This window comes from Sphingomonas sp. ABOLE (assembly GCF_003950455.1).
Lineage (GTDB): Bacteria > Pseudomonadota > Alphaproteobacteria > Sphingomonadales > Sphingomonadaceae > Sphingomonas > Sphingomonas trueperi.
The window spans coordinates 70,411-87,460 of sequence record NZ_QQWY01000001.1; the positions used below are offsets into that span (position 1 = coordinate 70,411).

20 protein-coding genes are annotated in these 17,050 nt (G+C 68.2%); 15 read left to right on the forward strand and 5 right to left on the reverse strand.

All coding sequences use genetic code 11. The features are described 5' to 3' along the window. Nucleotides 1-24: 24 nt before the first annotated feature. The 7 genes from tsaB (at nucleotide 25) to CA234_RS00345 (ending at nucleotide 5,275) form a co-directional block, all read left to right on the forward strand. Complete coding sequence (gene tsaB, locus CA234_RS00315) at nucleotides 25-666, forward strand: tRNA (adenosine(37)-N6)-threonylcarbamoyltransferase complex dimerization subunit type 1 TsaB (RefSeq protein WP_125976078.1); 642 nt, start codon at nucleotides 25-27, stop codon at nucleotides 664-666. Next, complete coding sequence (rimI, locus tag CA234_RS00320; RefSeq protein WP_125976076.1) at nucleotides 663-1,139, forward strand: ribosomal protein S18-alanine N-acetyltransferase; 477 nt, start codon at nucleotides 663-665, stop codon at nucleotides 1,137-1,139. Before tsaB ends, rimI begins: the two co-directional genes overlap by 4 nt. A 110-nt stretch (nucleotides 1,140-1,249) precedes the next feature. Continuing rightward, entirely contained in the window at nucleotides 1,250-1,666 is a 417-nt protein-coding gene (locus CA234_RS00325) for a MucR family transcriptional regulator (protein WP_064310290.1), read from the forward strand. A 134-nt stretch (nucleotides 1,667-1,800) separates the two neighbouring features. Next, complete coding sequence (locus CA234_RS00330) at nucleotides 1,801-2,223, forward strand: Fur family transcriptional regulator (RefSeq protein WP_066724328.1); 423 nt, start codon at nucleotides 1,801-1,803, stop codon at nucleotides 2,221-2,223. A gap of 37 nt (nucleotides 2,224-2,260) precedes the next feature. Beyond that, on the forward strand, nucleotides 2,261-3,094 hold the full coding sequence (locus tag CA234_RS00335; protein ID WP_164521672.1) for a lysophospholipid acyltransferase family protein: 834 nt from the start codon (nucleotides 2,261-2,263) through the stop codon (nucleotides 3,092-3,094). A gap of 108 nt (nucleotides 3,095-3,202) precedes the next feature. Beyond that, a complete protein-coding gene (gene miaB, locus CA234_RS00340; RefSeq protein ID WP_126000612.1) occupies nucleotides 3,203-4,513 on the forward strand; it encodes a tRNA (N6-isopentenyl adenosine(37)-C2)-methylthiotransferase MiaB in 1,311 nt (436 codons plus the stop codon). Between the two features lie 378 nt (nucleotides 4,514-4,891). After that, a complete protein-coding gene (locus CA234_RS00345; RefSeq protein ID WP_164521666.1) occupies nucleotides 4,892-5,275 on the forward strand; it encodes an alginate export family protein in 384 nt (127 codons plus the stop codon). 73 nt (nucleotides 5,276-5,348) lie between these two features. Here CA234_RS00345 and CA234_RS24710 read toward each other — a convergent pair whose 3' ends face one another. Then, nucleotides 5,349-5,957: a PEPxxWA-CTERM sorting domain-containing protein gene (locus CA234_RS24710; RefSeq protein WP_241213116.1), complete on the reverse strand. Its 609-nt coding sequence runs from the start codon at nucleotides 5,955-5,957 to the stop codon at nucleotides 5,349-5,351. A gap of 530 nt (nucleotides 5,958-6,487) precedes the next feature. Between CA234_RS24710 and CA234_RS00355 the strand changes: the two genes are divergently transcribed. The 5 genes from CA234_RS00355 to CA234_RS00375 are packed head-to-tail and all read left to right on the forward strand — an operon-like array spanning nucleotide 6,488 to nucleotide 9,616. Further along, nucleotides 6,488-7,492: a PhoH family protein gene (locus CA234_RS00355; RefSeq protein WP_125976067.1), complete on the forward strand. Its 1,005-nt coding sequence runs from the start codon at nucleotides 6,488-6,490 to the stop codon at nucleotides 7,490-7,492. Between the two features lie 51 nt (nucleotides 7,493-7,543). Continuing rightward, on the forward strand, nucleotides 7,544-7,795 hold the full coding sequence (locus CA234_RS00360; RefSeq protein WP_126000613.1) for a type II toxin-antitoxin system VapB family antitoxin: 252 nt from the start codon (nucleotides 7,544-7,546) through the stop codon (nucleotides 7,793-7,795). Next, on the forward strand, nucleotides 7,792-8,187 hold the full coding sequence (locus CA234_RS00365; protein ID WP_125976063.1) for a type II toxin-antitoxin system VapC family toxin: 396 nt from the start codon (nucleotides 7,792-7,794) through the stop codon (nucleotides 8,185-8,187). The genes CA234_RS00360 and CA234_RS00365 overlap by 4 nt, the downstream gene beginning before the upstream one ends. After that, a complete protein-coding gene (gene ybeY, locus CA234_RS00370; RefSeq protein WP_125976061.1) occupies nucleotides 8,187-8,696 on the forward strand; it encodes an rRNA maturation RNase YbeY in 510 nt (169 codons plus the stop codon). The genes CA234_RS00365 and ybeY overlap by 1 nt, the downstream gene beginning before the upstream one ends. 8 nt (nucleotides 8,697-8,704) lie before the next feature. Continuing rightward, nucleotides 8,705-9,616, forward strand: coding sequence for a hemolysin family protein (locus CA234_RS00375; RefSeq protein ID WP_126000614.1), 912 nt, complete (start codon nucleotides 8,705-8,707; stop codon nucleotides 9,614-9,616). A gap of 9 nt (nucleotides 9,617-9,625) precedes the next feature. On the opposite strand, the gene pgeF is transcribed toward CA234_RS00375, so the two are convergent. From pgeF to lgt, 4 genes are read right to left on the reverse strand one after another with little or no spacing between them, the layout of a single operon-like run. Next, nucleotides 9,626-10,393: a peptidoglycan editing factor PgeF gene (gene pgeF / locus CA234_RS00380; protein WP_126000615.1), complete on the reverse strand. Its 768-nt coding sequence runs from the start codon at nucleotides 10,391-10,393 to the stop codon at nucleotides 9,626-9,628. Beyond that, nucleotides 10,390-10,893 (reverse strand): GNAT family N-acetyltransferase, encoded by a 504-nt coding sequence (locus CA234_RS00385; RefSeq protein ID WP_126000616.1) that lies wholly within the window; start codon nucleotides 10,891-10,893, stop codon nucleotides 10,390-10,392. The genes pgeF and CA234_RS00385 overlap by 4 nt, the downstream gene beginning before the upstream one ends. Beyond that, nucleotides 10,890-11,984, reverse strand: a complete 1,095-nt coding sequence (locus CA234_RS00390) for an SAM-dependent methyltransferase (RefSeq protein ID WP_126000617.1) — start codon at nucleotides 11,982-11,984, stop codon at nucleotides 10,890-10,892. Before CA234_RS00390 ends, CA234_RS00385 begins: the two co-directional genes overlap by 4 nt. A 10-nt stretch (nucleotides 11,985-11,994) precedes the next feature. Continuing rightward, nucleotides 11,995-12,873 (reverse strand): prolipoprotein diacylglyceryl transferase, encoded by an 879-nt coding sequence (gene lgt / locus CA234_RS00395; RefSeq protein ID WP_126000618.1) that lies wholly within the window; start codon nucleotides 12,871-12,873, stop codon nucleotides 11,995-11,997. Between the two features lie 130 nt (nucleotides 12,874-13,003). On the opposite strand from lgt, the gene CA234_RS00400 reads away from it, so the two are divergent. Genes CA234_RS00400 through phbB form a run of 3 tightly spaced genes read left to right on the forward strand, consistent with a single transcriptional unit; the run spans nucleotide 13,004 to nucleotide 17,007 of the window. Continuing rightward, on the forward strand, nucleotides 13,004-15,247 hold the full coding sequence (locus CA234_RS00400) for a molybdopterin cofactor-binding domain-containing protein (protein WP_126000619.1): 2,244 nt from the start codon (nucleotides 13,004-13,006) through the stop codon (nucleotides 15,245-15,247). After that, nucleotides 15,244-16,251 (forward strand): ferrochelatase, encoded by a 1,008-nt coding sequence (gene hemH / locus CA234_RS00405; RefSeq protein ID WP_126000620.1) that lies wholly within the window; start codon nucleotides 15,244-15,246, stop codon nucleotides 16,249-16,251. Before CA234_RS00400 ends, hemH begins: the two co-directional genes overlap by 4 nt. 33 nt (nucleotides 16,252-16,284) lie before the next feature. Continuing rightward, nucleotides 16,285-17,007 (forward strand): acetoacetyl-CoA reductase, encoded by a 723-nt coding sequence (gene phbB / locus CA234_RS00410; RefSeq protein ID WP_125976044.1) that lies wholly within the window; start codon nucleotides 16,285-16,287, stop codon nucleotides 17,005-17,007. The last annotated feature ends 43 nt before the right edge of the window (nucleotides 17,008-17,050 follow it).

The window sequence follows — 17,050 nt, forward strand, 5'->3', positions numbered from 1 at the left end:
CAGTTCTATGGCTAGCGCGGGGCGATGGCTGAAGCCCCGCGACTGCTCGTGATCGAAACCGCCACTGCCGCCTGTTCGGTGGCCTTGCTGGCGGATGGTGCCGTTCTTGCCGAACGGCACGAACTGGTCGGCCGCGGCCATGCCGAGCGGCTGATCCCGATGATCGGCGAGCTGCCCGGCGGCGGCCGCGCCGATGCGATTCTGGTCGATGTCGGCCCCGGGAGCTTTACCGGGGTGCGCGTGGGCCTCGCCGCCGCGCGAGGCCTGGCGATCGGCTGGGGGGTGCCGGTACACGGCTATTCCTCGCTCGCCCTGATCGCCGCCGCCGGGTTCGCCGGCGACCCCGCGCTCGCCCGGCTGTCGGTGGTGCTCGAAGGCGGCCACGGCGAAGTCTTCGTCCAGCATTTCGCGACGCCGCTGGTCGACACCGCGCCGCTTGCCTCGCTGCCGCCCGAAGCTGCGCTTGCCGCGCTCGACGGCCGCGCCGCATTCGGCAGCGGCGTCCGGCGCCTCGCAGCACTGGCCGAGGGGCTGGACCTGCGCGAGGCGCTGCCCCGCGCCGCCGACGCGGTGCTGCTCCCGCCCGATTTCGCCTTGCTGCCGCCGCGCCCGCTCTATGGCCGCGGTCCCGACGCCAAGACGCTCGCCGAGCGGGGGCTCGCATGAGCGCCGCGCCCCAGCCGATCGAGCTGCGCGAGGGCGGGGTGCACGACCTGATCCCGGTTAACCGGATCATGCAGTCGGCCTTCGATCCCGAATTCGGCGAAGCCTGGACCCAGTCGCAATGCGTGGGGATGATGGCGCTTTCGGGCGTGTGGCTCGTCGTCGCGAGCATCGGCGGGCGCGACGTCGGCTTCGCGATGGCGCGGGCGATGCTCGACGAGGCCGAGCTGTTGTTGCTGGCGACCAGTCCCGGTGCGCGGGGACTTGGCGTGGGCGGAGCGTTGTTGCGCGCGGTGATCGCGGAGTCGCGCAATCGTGGGGCGACCAAGCTCCATCTCGAAGTCCGCGCAGGCAATGAAGCGATCCGCCTCTATCACCGCGAGGGTTTCGAGAAGATCGGCGAACGTCGTGGCTATTATCGCGGTACTAGCGGGCTGGCGCTCGATGCTCTCACTTTGGCACGTCCGCTTGCATAAAAATTACAACCATTGCGACGTTGATCTCTTGCCAATCACCAAGCTTCGCACGATAGGACGCTGCAGGCGACATCCAGAATAGTCGCCATGAACGGGTCGAAAGGAATATCATGGAAGCTTCATCTGAAATTCAGGAAACCCTGATCGCGCTGACCGCCGATATTGTCGCTGCGCATGTCAGCAACAACAGCGTCGCCGTGTCGGACCTGCCGCAGCTGATCCAGAACGTGCATGGCGCGCTCACCGGTCTCGGCACCGTGCAGCCGGAGCCGGAAGTGAAGCAGGAGCCGGCGGTTTCGGTGCGCGCTTCGGTGAAGCCCGACTACATCGTCTGCCTCGAGGACGGTAAGAAGCTGAAGATGCTCAAGCGTCACCTGATGACCCATTATCAGATGACCCCGGAACAGTATCGCGCCAAGTGGAACCTGCCGGCCGACTATCCGATGGTCGCTCCGAACTATGCCGAGCAGCGCCGCAGCCTGGCGAAGAAGATCGGCCTCGGCACCAAGCGTCGCAAGACCCGCTGATCGCCATTCCCAGGATGGACTTCGAAGCGCCGGCCCGGGCCCCCGTCCGCGGCCGGCGTTTTCGCATTCGCTCGATTAGGATGAGCGAGCCGCTTGCCCTTTTCCGATGACGTCAATGGCGCTACAGCGGTGTCATGGTTCGCAAGATTGATCTCGAAGCGCTCTGCCACGAAAAGGGGCTGCGCATCACCGAACAGCGCAAGGTGATCGCGCGCGTGCTTTCCGACGCCGATGACCATCCCGATGTGGAAAAGGTCTATGAGCGCGCTGCCGCGATCGATCCCGGCATCTCGATCGCCACCGTCTATCGCACGGTGCGGCTATTCGAGGAGGCGGGCATTCTCGACCGCCATGATTTCGGCGATGGTCGCGCGCGCTACGAGCCGGCGCCCGAGGCGCATCACGATCACCTGATCGACGTCGAGAGCGGCAAGGTGATCGAGTTCGTCGATCCCGAGCTCGAGCTGCTGCAGAAGCAGATCGCCGAGCGGCTCGGTTTCCGCCTCGTCGACCACCGCATGGAACTCTACGGGGTTGCACTCGAGCGCAAGAACTGAGCGCGCCCGGCGCCGCCGCGAGGAAGCGACCCAGGGACTGCCGACCCGGCTGACCGGGGCGGAGCAGGTGCGCCTGTGGTTCCGCATCGCGCGGCTGGTGCTGGCGCTGCTGGTGCATGTGCCGCTCCACTATCTCTTCCGGCTGGTGCGGCTGCCCTCGCCCTGGCCGCGGCTGTTCCTGGGCAGCGCGGCCCGGATCGCCGGCGCCAAGGTGAAGCGCGTCGGCACGCCGCTCAAGCGCGACGTGTTCTACGTTTCCAACCATCTCAGCTGGATCGACATTCTGGCGCTCGGCGGGGCGAGCGGCACCGCGTTCGTCGCCAAGGCGGAGATCGGCGCCTCGCCGCTGGTCGGCTGGCTCGCGAGCCTCAATCGCACGGTATATGTGAAGCGCGAGAACCGGATGGGTGTGGCCGAGCAGATCAACCAGCTGCGCGAGGCGCTGGCGGAGACCTGGGCGGTCACCATCTTCCCCGAGGGCACGACGACCGACGGCAAGTCGCTGCTGCCGTTCAAGACGCCGATGCTGCGCGTGCTCGAGCCGCCGCCGCCGGGGGTGATGGTGCAGCCGGTGATGCTCGATTACGGCACGGCGGGCGAGGACATTGCCTGGATCGGCCAGGAGCGGGGCCTCAACAACGCCAAGCGCGTGCTGGCGCGCAAGCGGCGCTTCCGGCTGCGCGTGCATTTCCTCGAACCCTTCGACCCGCGCGACTTCCCCGGCCGCAAGGCGATCGCGGCGGAGAGCCGGCGGCGGATCGAGGCGGCGATGGTGCGCACGCTGGGCCATCCGCTGCGACCGTTCCGCTTTGCCGAGGACCCGATCGGGTACAAGACGCTGGCGCAGGGTGCATCCGAACCTTCCGTATAAACCGTCATACCGGCGCAAGCCGGGATGACGGGTGGGGTGCGGGTGCCCTTCGCAAACAAGCGCAAGGCCTGTTTTCTGCCGTCATTTCCGCGTATAGGCGCGCCGATCATGACCACCCCCAAGACCTATCACGTCAAGTCGTACGGCTGCCAGATGAACGTCTATGACGGCGAGCGCATGGGCGAGCTGATGGCCGCCCAGGGCCTTGTCGCCGCCGAGGCGGACCAGGCCGATCTCGTCGTCCTCAACACCTGCCATATCCGCGAGAAGGCGACCGAGAAGGTCTATTCGGAGATCGGCCGCTTGAAGCTGCGCGAGGCGGGCAAGCCGATGATCGCGGTGGCCGGCTGCGTCGCCCAGGCCGAGGGCGAGGAGATCGCCCGCCGCGCGAAGGTGGACGTGGTGGTAGGTCCCCAGGCCTATCACAATCTGCCGGAGCTGGTGGACAAGGCCGCCAAGGGCCAGCTCGGCCTCGACACCGACATGCCGATCGCCAGCAAGTTCGGCAAGCTGCCCGCGCGTCGCAAGGTGGGGGCGAGCGCGTTCCTCACCGTGCAGGAAGGCTGCGACAAGTTCTGCACTTATTGCGTGGTGCCCTATACCCGCGGCGCCGAAGTCAGCCGGCCCTATGCGGCGATCGTCGACGAGGCCAAGGCGCTGGTCGATGCCGGCGCGCGCGAGATCACGCTGCTCGGCCAGAACGTCAACGCCTGGGGGGACGACGACGGTCGCGGGCTGCACGACCTGATCGTGGCACTCGACCGGATCGAGGGGCTGGCGCGGATCCGCTACACCACCAGCCATCCCAACGACATGGCCGAGGGGCTGATCGAGGCGCACGCCCATGTGGCCAAGCTGATGCCGTTCCTGCACCTGCCGGTGCAGGCGGGCAGCGACCGCATCCTCAAGGCGATGAGCCGCAGCCACACGCGCGATTCCTACCTGCGCATCATCGAGCGCGTCCGTGCCGCGCGGCCGGACATCGCGCTGTCGGGCGACTTCATCGTCGCCTTCCCCGGCGAGACCGAGGCCGAGTTCGAAGAGACGCTGCAGCTGGTCGACGCGGTGCGCTATGCGCAGTGCTTCAGCTTCAAATACTCGCCGCGCCCGGGCACCCCGGCGGCCGACCTGGTCGACCAGTATCTGCCCGAAGCGGTGGCCGACGAGCGGCTCCAGCGGCTCCAGGCGGCGCTCGGCCGCCATTCGCAGGCGTTCAACGAGGCCAGCGTGGGCAAGCGCTGCGCGGTGCTGATCGAGCGGGTGGGGCGCCGCCCCGGGCAGATGATCGGCAAGTCGCCCTGGCTGCAGTCGGTCCATCTGGAGACGTCCGCCAGGATCGGGGACCTGATCGAGGTGGAGTTGGTCAGCGCCGGGCCCAATTCGCTCGCCGGTCGGGAACTGGCGCCAGTTTCCGCGTGACTGGAGGCGCGCCGCGCGCATCGAAGCGCTCCGCCGCCAAGCGGCCGGTGAGCGTCGTCGGCGCGCTTTGGGAGGGACAGCCGTGCCCATACCGGCAACCGCGGCTCGCCGGTGACGACGGGCGAGGTCAACGCGCTGGAGCCGGTGCAGGCCTATGTGCAGCTCGACCTCGGCGCGGCGCTAGAGCATTTTCAAGTTGACCGTGTACGGTCAACGACTCGGAAAATGCGGCAAACAAACATCTAGAGCGTCTTCACCCATGGTGAAAACGCTCTAGGGCCCGGATCGAAGCTTCGGCTGCGGGCTGGCCGCTTCCTGCGCAACCTCGACTCGCTGCTGTCGAACGCGTCGGCGATCGATCGAGAAGGCGCGGCGCTGGTGCTGTGGGGCGGGCTGATCAGTTGCGCGCGGACGATCGGCCCTGCGCTTGTCGAGACGCGCTACCTCCATCTCGGCGAGCACGACACCCCTGGCCGTCCGACGCGCGATCGCTCGCTCGATACCGCCGCCATCCGCTTCGCGCGCGATCCGCTGCCGGCCAGGCTCGACTATGAAGTCGAAGCGATCGGCCAGACCGGGTCGCAATCGGTGAGCCTGGTGGCGGCGGCGGGGCGCCAGCCGGTGCGCGCCTGGTTCGTCCATGGGCGGGTGGGCTACCGGCTGAGCAAGGCGGTGCGGCTGGAGGCCGATGCGGTACTGCTCGCCAAGGGGCGCTTCCTGCGCGATGCCCCGAACGCGCAGCCGGGGCGCTGGACCTGGTAGGGGTCGCTCAACCTGCTGATGAACCTGCAGCCGAGGCCGGACACGACATCGTCGCCCCGGCCCAGGCGGATTTTCAGGCCAGTGCCGCGCGACGCTTGCGGCGGGTGCGGATTGCGCCGCCTGCGATGCCGAAGCCGCCGATCAGCATGGCCCAGCTTGCCGGCTCCGGCACCGCACCACCGGTGGCGCCGGTCAGGCGGATACCGAGATTCTGCTCGCGCAGGCGGCGCCAGTCACCCTCGCTGCCATGGAGGTAGGCGACCAGCGGGTTGGACACGCCGCCCGGCATATAGCTGGTGCGATGTTCGTCGGCGGCCGAGAAGACGACCCAGTAGGATCCCGCCTTCAGGTTCCACTTGAGCGAATCGGCACCCTGCCAGTCGACCAGGCCCCGGTTGACGAAGGTCGTGGAGAAGAGCTGCTTGGCGGGCACGAAATCGATTTCGCTGTAGATGCTGGCGGTGAGGCGCGCGCCTTCGTCACCGCCGATCCAGCCATAGATGCCGTCCACGGTCACGTCGTTCAGGAGCTCGAAATAGCCGGCGAGGCTGCGCGAGCCGGAGACATCCATCGCGCTGGCGGTGGTGGGGTTGCCTGCGCCCGTGTCGAGGATCGGCGCAGCCCGGGCGGCGCCGGTCATGGCGAGCATGGCGGCAGCGAACGCCGCTACAGCGAACTTCATCTTCTTTTCCTTTGCAACTAGACGTGGGGACGCTTGTACAAGCTGCGGGCATTGCGCTCGACGGCAGCGTTGGGGGAATGCGTCTCACCGGTGTGGGTGTGCGTCTCAGCGCTGTCCCACTTTGAGCGTTTCGTGCGAAAGCTATGCGAGCGACGAGCCGGCGTACAGCAGGAGCGCACATGCGAACGCGCCCCGAAGCAGATACTTCATGGAAGACCTTGGTTGTTACTGATGCGTGGCCGTGCAGATAGCGACGGCGTCGTGCATTTCCAACCCAAGGCTGGTTGCTGTCGTTCCCGTTTCGGCACGCGCGGGGCAGGGGAGGCGCCCGGGGGCGACGCGGCAGGGTGTCGCAACCGCGTCACATGCGCGCGGCATTGCACTGGCAACGCACACGCCCCCTGTGCAGCCGCGCCCGCGTCTGCCATCTTGTTCATCGACATGCGCCAAGGAACCTCCGCACGATGCCAAGGTTTGCCCCTCCGGGGCCGCGTGATCCCCGCGCCCCGCGCCAACACCGAAAGGACCGCATGAGCCGCAAGCCTGTCCCCGCCCAGTCCGGCGACCGTTCCCGGGTAGAGGTGACCTTCGACAAGCCCCAGCTCCTGCCGCAGCTCTTCGGAGAGTTCGATTCCAACCTGCTGATGCTCGAGGAGCGGCTGGGCGTGTACATCCACGCGCGCGGCCAGCGGGTCGTGATCGAAGGCGGCACCGAGGCCGTGGCGCATGCCCGCGAGGTGCTCCAGGAACTGCACAGCCGGGTGATCCGCGGCGAGGAAGTCGATGGCGGGCTGATCGACGCGGTGATTGCCATGTCAAGCGAACCGATGTTCACCGGCATCGTCCGCGCCGAGCCGACGAATGGCGGACCCAAGCCCTCGATTATGATCCGCACGCGCAAGAAGACGATCGTGCCGCGCTCGGTGACGCAGACGCATTACATGCGCGAGCTCGCCTCGAACGACCTGATATTCGCGCTCGGGCCGGCGGGTACCGGCAAGACCTATCTGGCGGTGGCGCAGGCCGTTGCGCAGCTGATCACCGGCAGCGTCCAGCGGCTGATCCTGTCGCGGCCCGCGGTGGAAGCGGGCGAGCGGCTGGGCTTCCTGCCGGGCGACATGAAGGAGAAGGTCGACCCCTATCTCCGCCCGATCTACGACGCGCTGTACGACTGCCTGCCGGCCGAGCAGGTGGAGCGGCGCATCGCTTCGGGCGAGATCGAGATCGCGCCGATCGCGTTCATGCGCGGCCGGACGCTTGCGGACGCGTTCGTCATCCTTGACGAGGCGCAGAACACCACGCCGATGCAGATGAAGATGTTCCTCACCCGCTTCGGCCAGAACAGCCGGATGGTGATCTGCGGCGACCCCAACCAGACCGACTTGCCCGGCGGGCCGAGCGCCTCCGGCCTCAACGACGCGGTCAACCGGCTGGAGGGCGTGGAAGGCATCTCGATGGTGCGCTTCGGCGTGGGCGACGTGGTGCGCCATCCGATCGTCGGCCGCATCGTCGCGGCCTATGAGGGGGAAGGTTGAAGGCGAGGATATCCCGTCCTACATTCGGGATATCCCTATCGGAGACGCGGCGTGGCATCGCTCTACATCAAGGACCCGGACACCGCGGCGCTCGCCGCCGAGGTCGCGGTCGCGCTCGGCACCACCAAGACCGAGGCGGTGCGCGACAGCCTGTTGCGGCGCAAGGCGGAGCTCGAGGCCAAGGGCCGCGCGCAGGACGTGCTGCGCAAGCTCGACGCGCATCGCCGCGCCCACCCGCTCCCGCCGCCGACCGGGCTGCCCGCCGACAAGGCGTTTTTCGACGAGCTGTGGGGCGAGGCTTGACGCTGTTTGTCGATGCATCGGCGATGGTCGCGATCATCGCCGAGGAACCCGAGCGCGATCGGCTGGTGGTCGAGGCGGTCGAGGGCGCGCCGGCGATCTGGTCGGCGATGGCGGCCTGGGAAACCGTCGCCGCGCTCTCGCGTTCGCGCGAAATGGATATCAATGCGGCACGCCAGGAAGCGGCACTTTACGCCGATCAGCTCGGGCTGACGCTGGTGCCGATCGGCGCGCGTGAGCTGGACCTGGCGCTCGATGCCTATCAGCAGTTCGGCAAGGGGCGTCACCCCGCCGGACTCAACATGGGCGATTGCTTCGCCTATGCCTGCGCCAAATCGCAGGATGCGCGTCTGCTCTGCAAGGGCGACGATTTCTCCAAGACGGACCTCGCCTGATGCTTGACGTTGCCGCCCTCCTCGAATCGCCCTGGCCGGAAGGCGATTGGGACGCGCTCGCCCTGCGCGCCGCCGAGGCGGCGATCGCGCAGACGCCCTATGCCGAATGGCAGGGCTGGCCGATCTCGGTGGAAGTCGCGGTGCGCTTCACCAGCGACGACGAAGTCCATACGCTGAACCGCCAGTATCGGCACAAGGACAAGCCGACCAACGTGCTGTCCTTCCCGATGATCCAGCCCGATCTGCTCGATGCCGTAACCCAGAACAGCGATGATGGCGAAGTATTGCTGGGCGATATCGTGCTTGCGCACGGCGTCTGTTCGGTGGAAGCCGAGGAGCGTGGCATTGCCGTGGACGATCATGCCACGCATCTGATTGTCCATGGCATGCTGCATCTGCTAGGCTATGATCATATCGAGGATGGCGAGGCGGAAGCCATGGAGGCGATGGAACAGGCCGCCATGGCGGCCCTGAACCTGCACGATCCCTATCCCGTACGCGAGGATTGAACACCAACATGAACGAGGGCCCTAGTACCGGCTCGCCCGAACACCGACACGAAAATGGCGGCATCTGGCGCAGTTTGCGCGCACTCCTGTTCGGCGAGGAACAGGAAGAGACGCTGCGCGAGCGGCTTGAAGAAGCCATTGACGAGCATGAGAGCGACGGCAGCACGCCGCCCGCGGGCGACCTCGCCCCGATCGAGCGTCAGATGCTCAAGAACCTGCTGCATTTCGGCGAGCGCGATGCCGGCGACGTGGGCGTGCCCCGCGCCGACATCATCGCGGTCGAGGAGCAGACCAGCTTCGCCGACCTCGTCCAGCTCTTCGCCGAGGCAGGCCACAGCCGCCTGCCGGTCTATCGCGAGGAGCTCGATACGATCATCGGCATGGTCCACATCAAGGACGTGTTCGAGATCCTCGCCAAGGGCGAGGCGCATCCGCCGAGCATCGCGGGGCTGATCCGCCAGCCGCTCTATGTGCCGCAATCGATGGGCGCGCTCGATCTGCTCGCGCAGATGCGGGTGAAGCGCACCCACCTCGCCGTGGTGCTCGACGAATATTCGGGTACCGAGGGGCTGATCACGATCGAGGACCTGATCGAGGAAATCGTCGGCGAGATCGAGGACGAGCATGACGAGGCGCCTGCCGCGCTGATCGTGCCGATCGACGGCGGCGGCTGGGAAGCCGACGCCCGCGCCGAGCTGGAGGACGTCGCCGAGACGGTCGATCCGCGGCTGGCCGAGGTGGAGGAGGATGTCGACACGATCGGCGGCCTCGCCTTCGTGCTCGCCGGGCACGTGCCGGCGGTAGGCGAGTGCCTGGAGCATGAGAGCGGCTGGAAGCTCGAAGTGATCGACGCCGACGAGCGCAAGGTGAACCGCCTGCGGCTGCATCCCCCCGAAGTACGGGTGGAAGACGCGGCCTGAGCGCCGCGTCTACGCCGCCAGCCCGATCAGGCTGACCTGCCGGCCGTAATCGGGCTCGCCGCGATGCGTGGCGCGGCGGAAGCTGAAGAAGCGGGCCTCGTTCGCATAGGTATCGAGGCCCAGCGCCTCGATCGTCCGCAGGCCGGCCAGTGCCAGCCGGTGTACGACATAGGCTTCCAGATCGAACTGGAAATGCTCGGGGCGGCCGTCGGCGAAGAAGCGTTCGTTGGCCGGGTCCTGCTCGCAAAAGCGCTGGAAGAAGCCGGCATCGACCTCATAGCTGGCCCGGGCGATGCACGGGCCGACTGCGGCGGCGATCCGCTCGCGGCGGGCGCCGAGCGCTTCCATCGCGGCGATCGTCGAATCGGTGATGCCGCCGATCGCGCCCTTCCACCCGGCATGCGCGGCCGCGACCACGCTGGCCTCGCCATCAGCGAACAGCACCGGCGCGCAGTCGGCGGTGAGGATGCCGAGCACCAGCCCCGGCTGATTGGTGATCAGCGCGTCGGCCTTGGGGCGCAGCGCCTCGTCGAAGGGCGCAAGTACCGTCACCGCATCGGCCGAATGAACCTGATAGACGGTGACCAGCTTCGCGCCGGGCAACACCGCCTTGACCGCGCGGCCGCGATTCTCAGCGATCGCCGCCGGACCGTCGTGCGAGCCGGTGCCGACGTTGAGCCCCGCCACCATGCCGGTCGAGACGCCGCCGATGCGGCCGAGAAAACCGTGCGGCACGCCGTCCAGCGCGCGGGCGCGGGTGACTTCGACGTCGCTCACAGTGCCAGCCGCATCAGCCGATCCTCATCGGCATGGTTGCCCACCAGGAAGGCATAGGGTCCGCGATCCTCGAAGCCGTAGCGCTGGTAGAAGCGCTTGGCGCGGTGGTTGTCGATATAGACGGAAAGCCAGAGCTCGGACGCACCCCGCGCGCGGGCGGTGGCGAGCGCCCAGTCCATCAGCGCCTGCGCCGCGCCGCTGCCCTTGGCGCGATCGAGCAGATAGAGCTGGCGGAGTTCCAGCGCGGGGCCCTGCGGTTCGGCGGGCAGGCTGATCGGCCCCAGCTTGCAATAGCCCGCGATGCCCTCCGCATCCTCGATCACCCGAAATGCGAAGGCGGGATCGGCCAGTTCCGCCGCCCAGCCCTCGACGGTGAACTTGGCGAGGAAGCTGGCGAGATCCTCGTCGGCATAGAGATGGCCGAAGGTCGCCTGGAAGCTGGTCCGGAACAGCGCGTCGATCGCGGCGGCATCGGCGGGGGTGGCGTCGCGAAAGCTCATGCGAACCCCGCCGGCACCGGCCAGCCCGGTGCGGTGAGCGCGATCACCTTGAACAGCGAGCCCATCTGGTCGTCGGCGACCAGCCGGTTGCGATCGGCGGCGATGGTGTCGCCGCGCTCCGGTGCGGTGCGGGCAAGCGCGCGGGCGCGCTCGTCGATGCCGAGTGCCTTGAGGAAATCGCCCTGCGTCACCGGCCCATGGACGGTCAGCCCTTCGGCCTCGGCGGCCTCCTTGAGCGTGCCGAAATCGACATGCGCGGTCAGGTCCGCCTCGCCGGGCGCGTCGAACGGATTGGCGAAGGCATGGCCGCGCACTGCCTGCAGCGTGTCGCCGATCGCGGGCCCCTCATAGCCATAGTCGATGATCAGCGCGGCGCCGCCCTGGGCCAGCAGCCGCTGCGCCAGCGCGCGGAGCAGTGACACGCTGGCGGGCGATGTCTCGAGGATCGCGCCTGGGGCGGCGTCGCGAAGCGCTTGCGGGATTACCGGGTCGAAGCCGCGATCGCCGGTGACCGGCAGGAACAGCGTATCCTGGCACGCGACCAGGCGCTCGCGCCAGCCCTGCGCGGTATGGACCAGCTGGCGGATCGGCAGCGCGTCGAAGAATTCGTTGGCGACGACCAGCAGCGGCGCGTCCTCGGGCAGCCCGACCAGGTCGAGATGCCATTCGGCGTGCGGCACGCGTTCCTTCTGCGCGGCGCGCAGTACCGGGCTTGTCTCCAGGAAGTCCACCGGCGGCGTGAACCCGGCCTTGCCCATCGCGCGCAGCGCATCGCTCGCCAGCGTGCCGCGGCCTGGGCCGAACTCGACATAGCGGGCCGCGTCCGGCCGGCCGGCGCGGTCCCACAAATCGGCCAGCCACAGCCCGATCAGCTCGCCGAACATCTGGCTGATTTCGGGCGCCGTGGTGAAGTCGCCGCGCGCGCCCAGCGGATCGCGGGTGGCGTAATAATGCGCGTTGGCAGCCTCCATGAACTGCGAGAGCGGGATCGGCCCGGCGAGCGTGATCGCCCGCGCCAGCCGTTCGGGCAGGGCGGGCTCGGCGGCATTGTCGCGGCGTTCTTCGGGCGGGGCGTCGAGCGGGTTGGTCATGGCGGTCAGGTCAGGCGACGCTCGGCCCGGTGATCGCCTCGATCCGCTTGCGGCGGCCCGGCGCGGTGGCGATGAGGTACAGGCCGCCCGCGATCATCGGCAGGCACAGCCACTGGCCCATGTGCAGGCCGGTGAGGTTGACCAGCCAGACCAGCTGGCGATCGGGCTCGCGGAAGAACTCCACGAAAAAGCGGCACATGCCGTAGCCGAGCAGGAAGATCCCGGCGAGCTTGCCCGGCTGGTATCGCGCATCGGTACGCCAGAAGAAGAACCACAGCACCGCGAACAGCAGCAGGCCTTCCAGCCCCGCCTCGTAGAGCTGGCTCGGGTGGCGGGCCGGCTCGGGGATACCGGCGGGTACGGTACCGCGAAAGACGATCGCCCAGGGTACGTCGCCGGGCTTCCCCCACAGCTCGCCGTTCACGAAATTGGCGAGACGGCCGAAGAACAGCCCGAAGGGTGCGCAGCACACCACATAATCATGCACGCGCAGCCAGTTGAGCTTGTTCTGCCAGGACAGCCAGATAATCGCCAGCGAAGTGCCGATCACGCCGCCATGGAAGCTCATGCCGCCTTCCCACAGCATCAGGATCTGCAGCGGGTTACGGAGCATCTCGGGCGCGTAGAACAGCACATAGCCGATGCGGCCGCCGAGGATGATGCCGAGCGTCGCGTAGAACACCAGATCGTCGGCATGGCGGCGGGCCATCGGCGCGCCGGGCTGGGCCAGCAGCTTCATCAGATACACCCAGCCGATCAGGATGCCGGTGATATACGCGAGCGAATACCATTTGATCTGGAAGAAACCCAGATTGATCGCCACCGGATCGAGGTGGAGATCGGTGAAATGCAGATGTCCGCCGGCAGCGGCAAGCAGAGTGGGCAGCACGATAATCCCCGGCGTGAGAAGCGACTTTGCCCCGCGATAGAGCCAAAACGCCGCAAACCCAAGGGGGAGCGATCAGGCTGATCGAAAGCCCATGCTGGCGTGGGGCCTCGGTGCGCGATAGAGCCGGGGCATGGCTGGCAATACTCCACCCCGCATCAGGCTCGATCGGCGCAGGCTGTTGATCGGCGGCGGCGCGGGACTGGGCCTGGTGGTCGCCTGGGGGCTGTGGCCGCGCAGCTATGCGCCGAACCTCAGCGCCGGGCCGGGCGAGAGCCTGTTCGGTGCCTGGCTCAAGATCGGCAAGGACGGGCAGGTGCGCGTCGCGGTGCCGCAGGCGGAGATGGGGCAGGGCGTCTATACCGCGCTTCCACAGATCCTCGCCGATGAACTGGGCGCGGACTGGAAGCTGGTCGGTGTCGAGCCCGCGCCGCTCAACCCGCTTTATGCCAATCCGCTGGCGGCGCAGACGCTGTTCTCCGCCGCGCTGGGCGGCCTGCCCGAAAAGGTGCAGCGCAGCCATGCCGCGCGTGCGGACCTGATGCTCACCGCCGCCTCCACCTCGGTGCGCGCCTTCGAGGAGGATCTGCGCCAAGCGGGTGCGGCGGCACGGGTGCTGCTGTGCAAGGCGGCGGCGCGGAGTTGGGGCGTCGACTGGCAGTCTTGCGGCACCGCCGGCAGCACGGTGATCCATGGCAACCAGCGGCTCGGCTTCGGCGACCTCGCCGAAGCGGCCGCGCAGGAAAAGGCGCCGGCGCAGCTTCCCTTGCGCGGCGGCGAGGCAGGGCGGCTGCTCGGCCAACCGCTGCCGCGGCTCGATGCGCCGGCCAAGCTCGACGGCAGCGCGAATTTCGCCGCCGATGTGCGCCTGCCGAACATGGTATTTGCCGCGATCCGCCAGGGGCCGGTGGGCGAGACCGAACTGGTGCATGTCGACCGCGAGGCGGCGAACCGGGTGCGCGGCATGCTGTCGATCGTCACGACGAAGCAATGGGTGGCGACGGTGGCGAGCAACTGGTGGGCGGCCGAGCGCGCGCTCCAGGCGCTGCGGCCGCGCTTCCGCAATCCCGCGGCGGTGGTCAACGACGACAGCATCGACGCGGCGCTGGATGCCGCGCTGGAAGGCGAGGGTGCCCGCATCGAGGCGAAGGGGGATCTTGCCGCCGAGTTCCGTGGGGCCAAGGTGGTGACCGCGGACTATCGCGTCGGCCTCGCCCCGCATGCGCCGCTGGAGCCGATGACCTGCACCGCGGACTATGCGCATGGCCGGCTGTCGCTCTGGCTGCCGACCCAGGCGCCGGGCCTCGCGCGCGCGGCGGCGGCCAAGGCGCTCGGCGTCGATCCGGCGCGGGTGACGGTGCATGCGATGCTCGGCGGCGGCTCGTTCGGCGAGAAACTGGAGGTCGATGCGGCAGTGCAGGCGGCGCTGATTTCCCACGCCGTGCAGCGCCCGGTGCAGCTCACCTGGCCGCGCGACGAGGATCTGCGGCGCGATCGCTTCCGCCCTGCCGCCGCGGCACGGCTCACCGCCAAGCTGGGACAAGGCGGCACCGTCTCCGCCTGGCTGGCCAAGATCGCCGCGCCCACCACCGGCCGCGAGCTTGCCGCGCGGCTGCTTGCCGGCGACACGGTCGCAGCAGCCGGGCTGGCGCTGCCCGGCAGGCAAGATCCCTCCGCCGTGGAGGGCGCGGCGCCCGCCTATGCCATCCCCAACCTCGCGGTGGATCACCACCCGGCCGAGATCGGCGTGCCGACCGGCTATTGGCGCTCGGGTGCGCATAGCTACACCTGTTTCTTCGCCGAGAGCTTCGTCGACGAGTTGGCGCATGTCGCCAATCGCGATCCGCTCTCGTTCCGCATGGCGATGCTCGGCAACCAGCCGAGGCTCGCCCGCTGCCTGCAGACCGCAGCGCAGCTCGGCGGCTGGCAGGGCGGCGAGCCGGGGAGCGGGCAGGGGATCGCGGCGCACGCCTTTCGCGGCTCCTACATCGCCGTGATGGCCGAGGCGCATCTGACGCCGCAGCGCGAGATCGTCGTCGAGCGTCTGGTCGCGGCGGTCGATTGCGGGCGGGTAGTGAATCCCGATCTCGTCCGCCAGCAGATCGAGGGCGGGCTGTTGTTCGGCCTGGCTGCCGCGCTGGGGGCGTCGACCACGTTCAGCGAGAACATCGCCGACGTGCAGACGCTCGCCGATCTCAACCTGCCGACGTTGGCGAGCACGCCCGACATTACGGTGGAAATCCTGCCGAGCGGATCGGATCCGGGCGGGGTGAGCGAGCTCGCCGTGCCGCCGACCGCACCCGCCATCGCCAACGCGTTACAAACCGCCACCGGCACGCGATTCCGTCGCCTGCCCCTGCTATCGGACGCCGAATGACCCTGCCCGCAGACCATCCGAAGATCCCGCCCGCCCGTATCGGCGTGCTGCTGGTCAATCTCGGCACCCCCGACGCGCCCGATCCCGGCGCGGTGAAGCGCTATCTGGGTGAGTTCCTCTCGGATCGCCGGGTGGTCGAGATTCCGCCTTTGCTCTGGCAGCCGATCCTGCGCGGGATCATCCTGCGGACGCGGCCGAAGAAATCGGCGCATGCCTATGCCCAAGTGTGGCGCGAGGACGGCTCGCCGCTCGCCGCAATCACCAAGGCGCAGGCGCGCGGGCTGGACGGCGCGTTCGGGGCGAGCGTGACGGTGCTGCACGCGATGCGCTACGGCAAGCCTTCGGTCGGCGAGCAGATTGCCGCGCTCAAGGCGCAGGGTTGCGAGCGCGTCCTGGTCGCACCACTCTACCCGCAATATTGTGCGGCGACGACGGCGACCGTCAACGACGTCGCCTTTGCCGCGCTGATGGCGATGCGCTGGCAGCCGGCGCTGCGCACGCTGCCGCCCTATTATGACGACCCCGCCTATATCGCGGCGCTCAAGACCAGCGTCGAGGAAGGGCTGGCGGGGCTCGACTTCGAGCCGGACGCGGTGATCGCCAGCTTCCACGGCATGCCCCAGCGGACGCTCGAGCTGGGCGATCCCTATCACTGCCATTGCCGCAAGACCGGGCGCCTGCTTGGCGAAGCATTGGGGCGCGAGCTGATCGTCACCTTCCAGTCGCGCTTCGGCCGCGCCAAGTGGCTGGAGCCCGCGACCGACACGACGCTGGAGGCGCTACCCGCCAAGGGTATTCGACGCGTCGCCATCGTGGCGCCAGGTTTCTCGGCGGACTGCCTGGAAACGCTGGAGGAACTCGCGATCCGCGGTCGCGAGTCCTTCCTTGAATCCGGCGGCACGGATTTCGCATATTTGCCTTGTCTCAATGATAGCGCGACGGGCATGGAGTTGCTGCGACAGATCATCGGGCGCGAACTTGCCGGCTGGGTGAACCCCGCCTAGCCAATTCTTGGGTTTGATTGGAGAGGAATGCACATGGCACGTGTAGCGGTCGTAACCGGCGGCACCCGCGGTATTGGCGAGGCGATCAGCCTGGCGCTCAAGGAGGCCGGCATCACCGTCGCCGCCAACTATGCCGGTAATGACGAGAAGGCCGCCGCCTTCACCGAACGCACCGGTATCAAGGCGTACAAGTGGGACGTGGGCGATTTCGACGCCTGTGCCGCCGGTGTGGCACAGGTCGAGGCTGAGCTGGGCCCGGTCGACATCGTCGTCAACAATGCCGGCATCACCCGCGACGGCACCATCCTGAAGATGACGCGCGACATGTGGGAAGACGTGATCCGCATCAATCTGGGCGGCTGCTTCAACATGGCGCACGCCGTGTTCCCGGGCATGCGCACCCGCAAGTGGGGCCGCATCGTCAATATCGGTTCGATCAACGGCCAGGCGGGCCAGTACGGCCAGGTCAACTATGCCGCCGCCAAGTCCGGCATCCACGGCTTCACCAAGGCGCTGGCGCAGGAAGGTGCGCGATTCGGCGTGACCGTCAACGCCATCGCCCCGGGCTATATCGATACCGACATGGTCGCGGCGGTGCCGACGGACGTGCTGGAGAAGATCGTGGCCAAGATCCCGGTCGGTCGGCTGGGCCAGGCGCACGAGATCGCGCGCGCGGTGGCTTTCCTCTGCGCGGAGGAGGGCGGCTTCGTCACTGGATCAACGCTGTCGATCAACGGCGGGCAGCACATGTACTGAACGAACAAGGGGGCCGGCGCCTTGCGGTGCCGACCCCCAACGT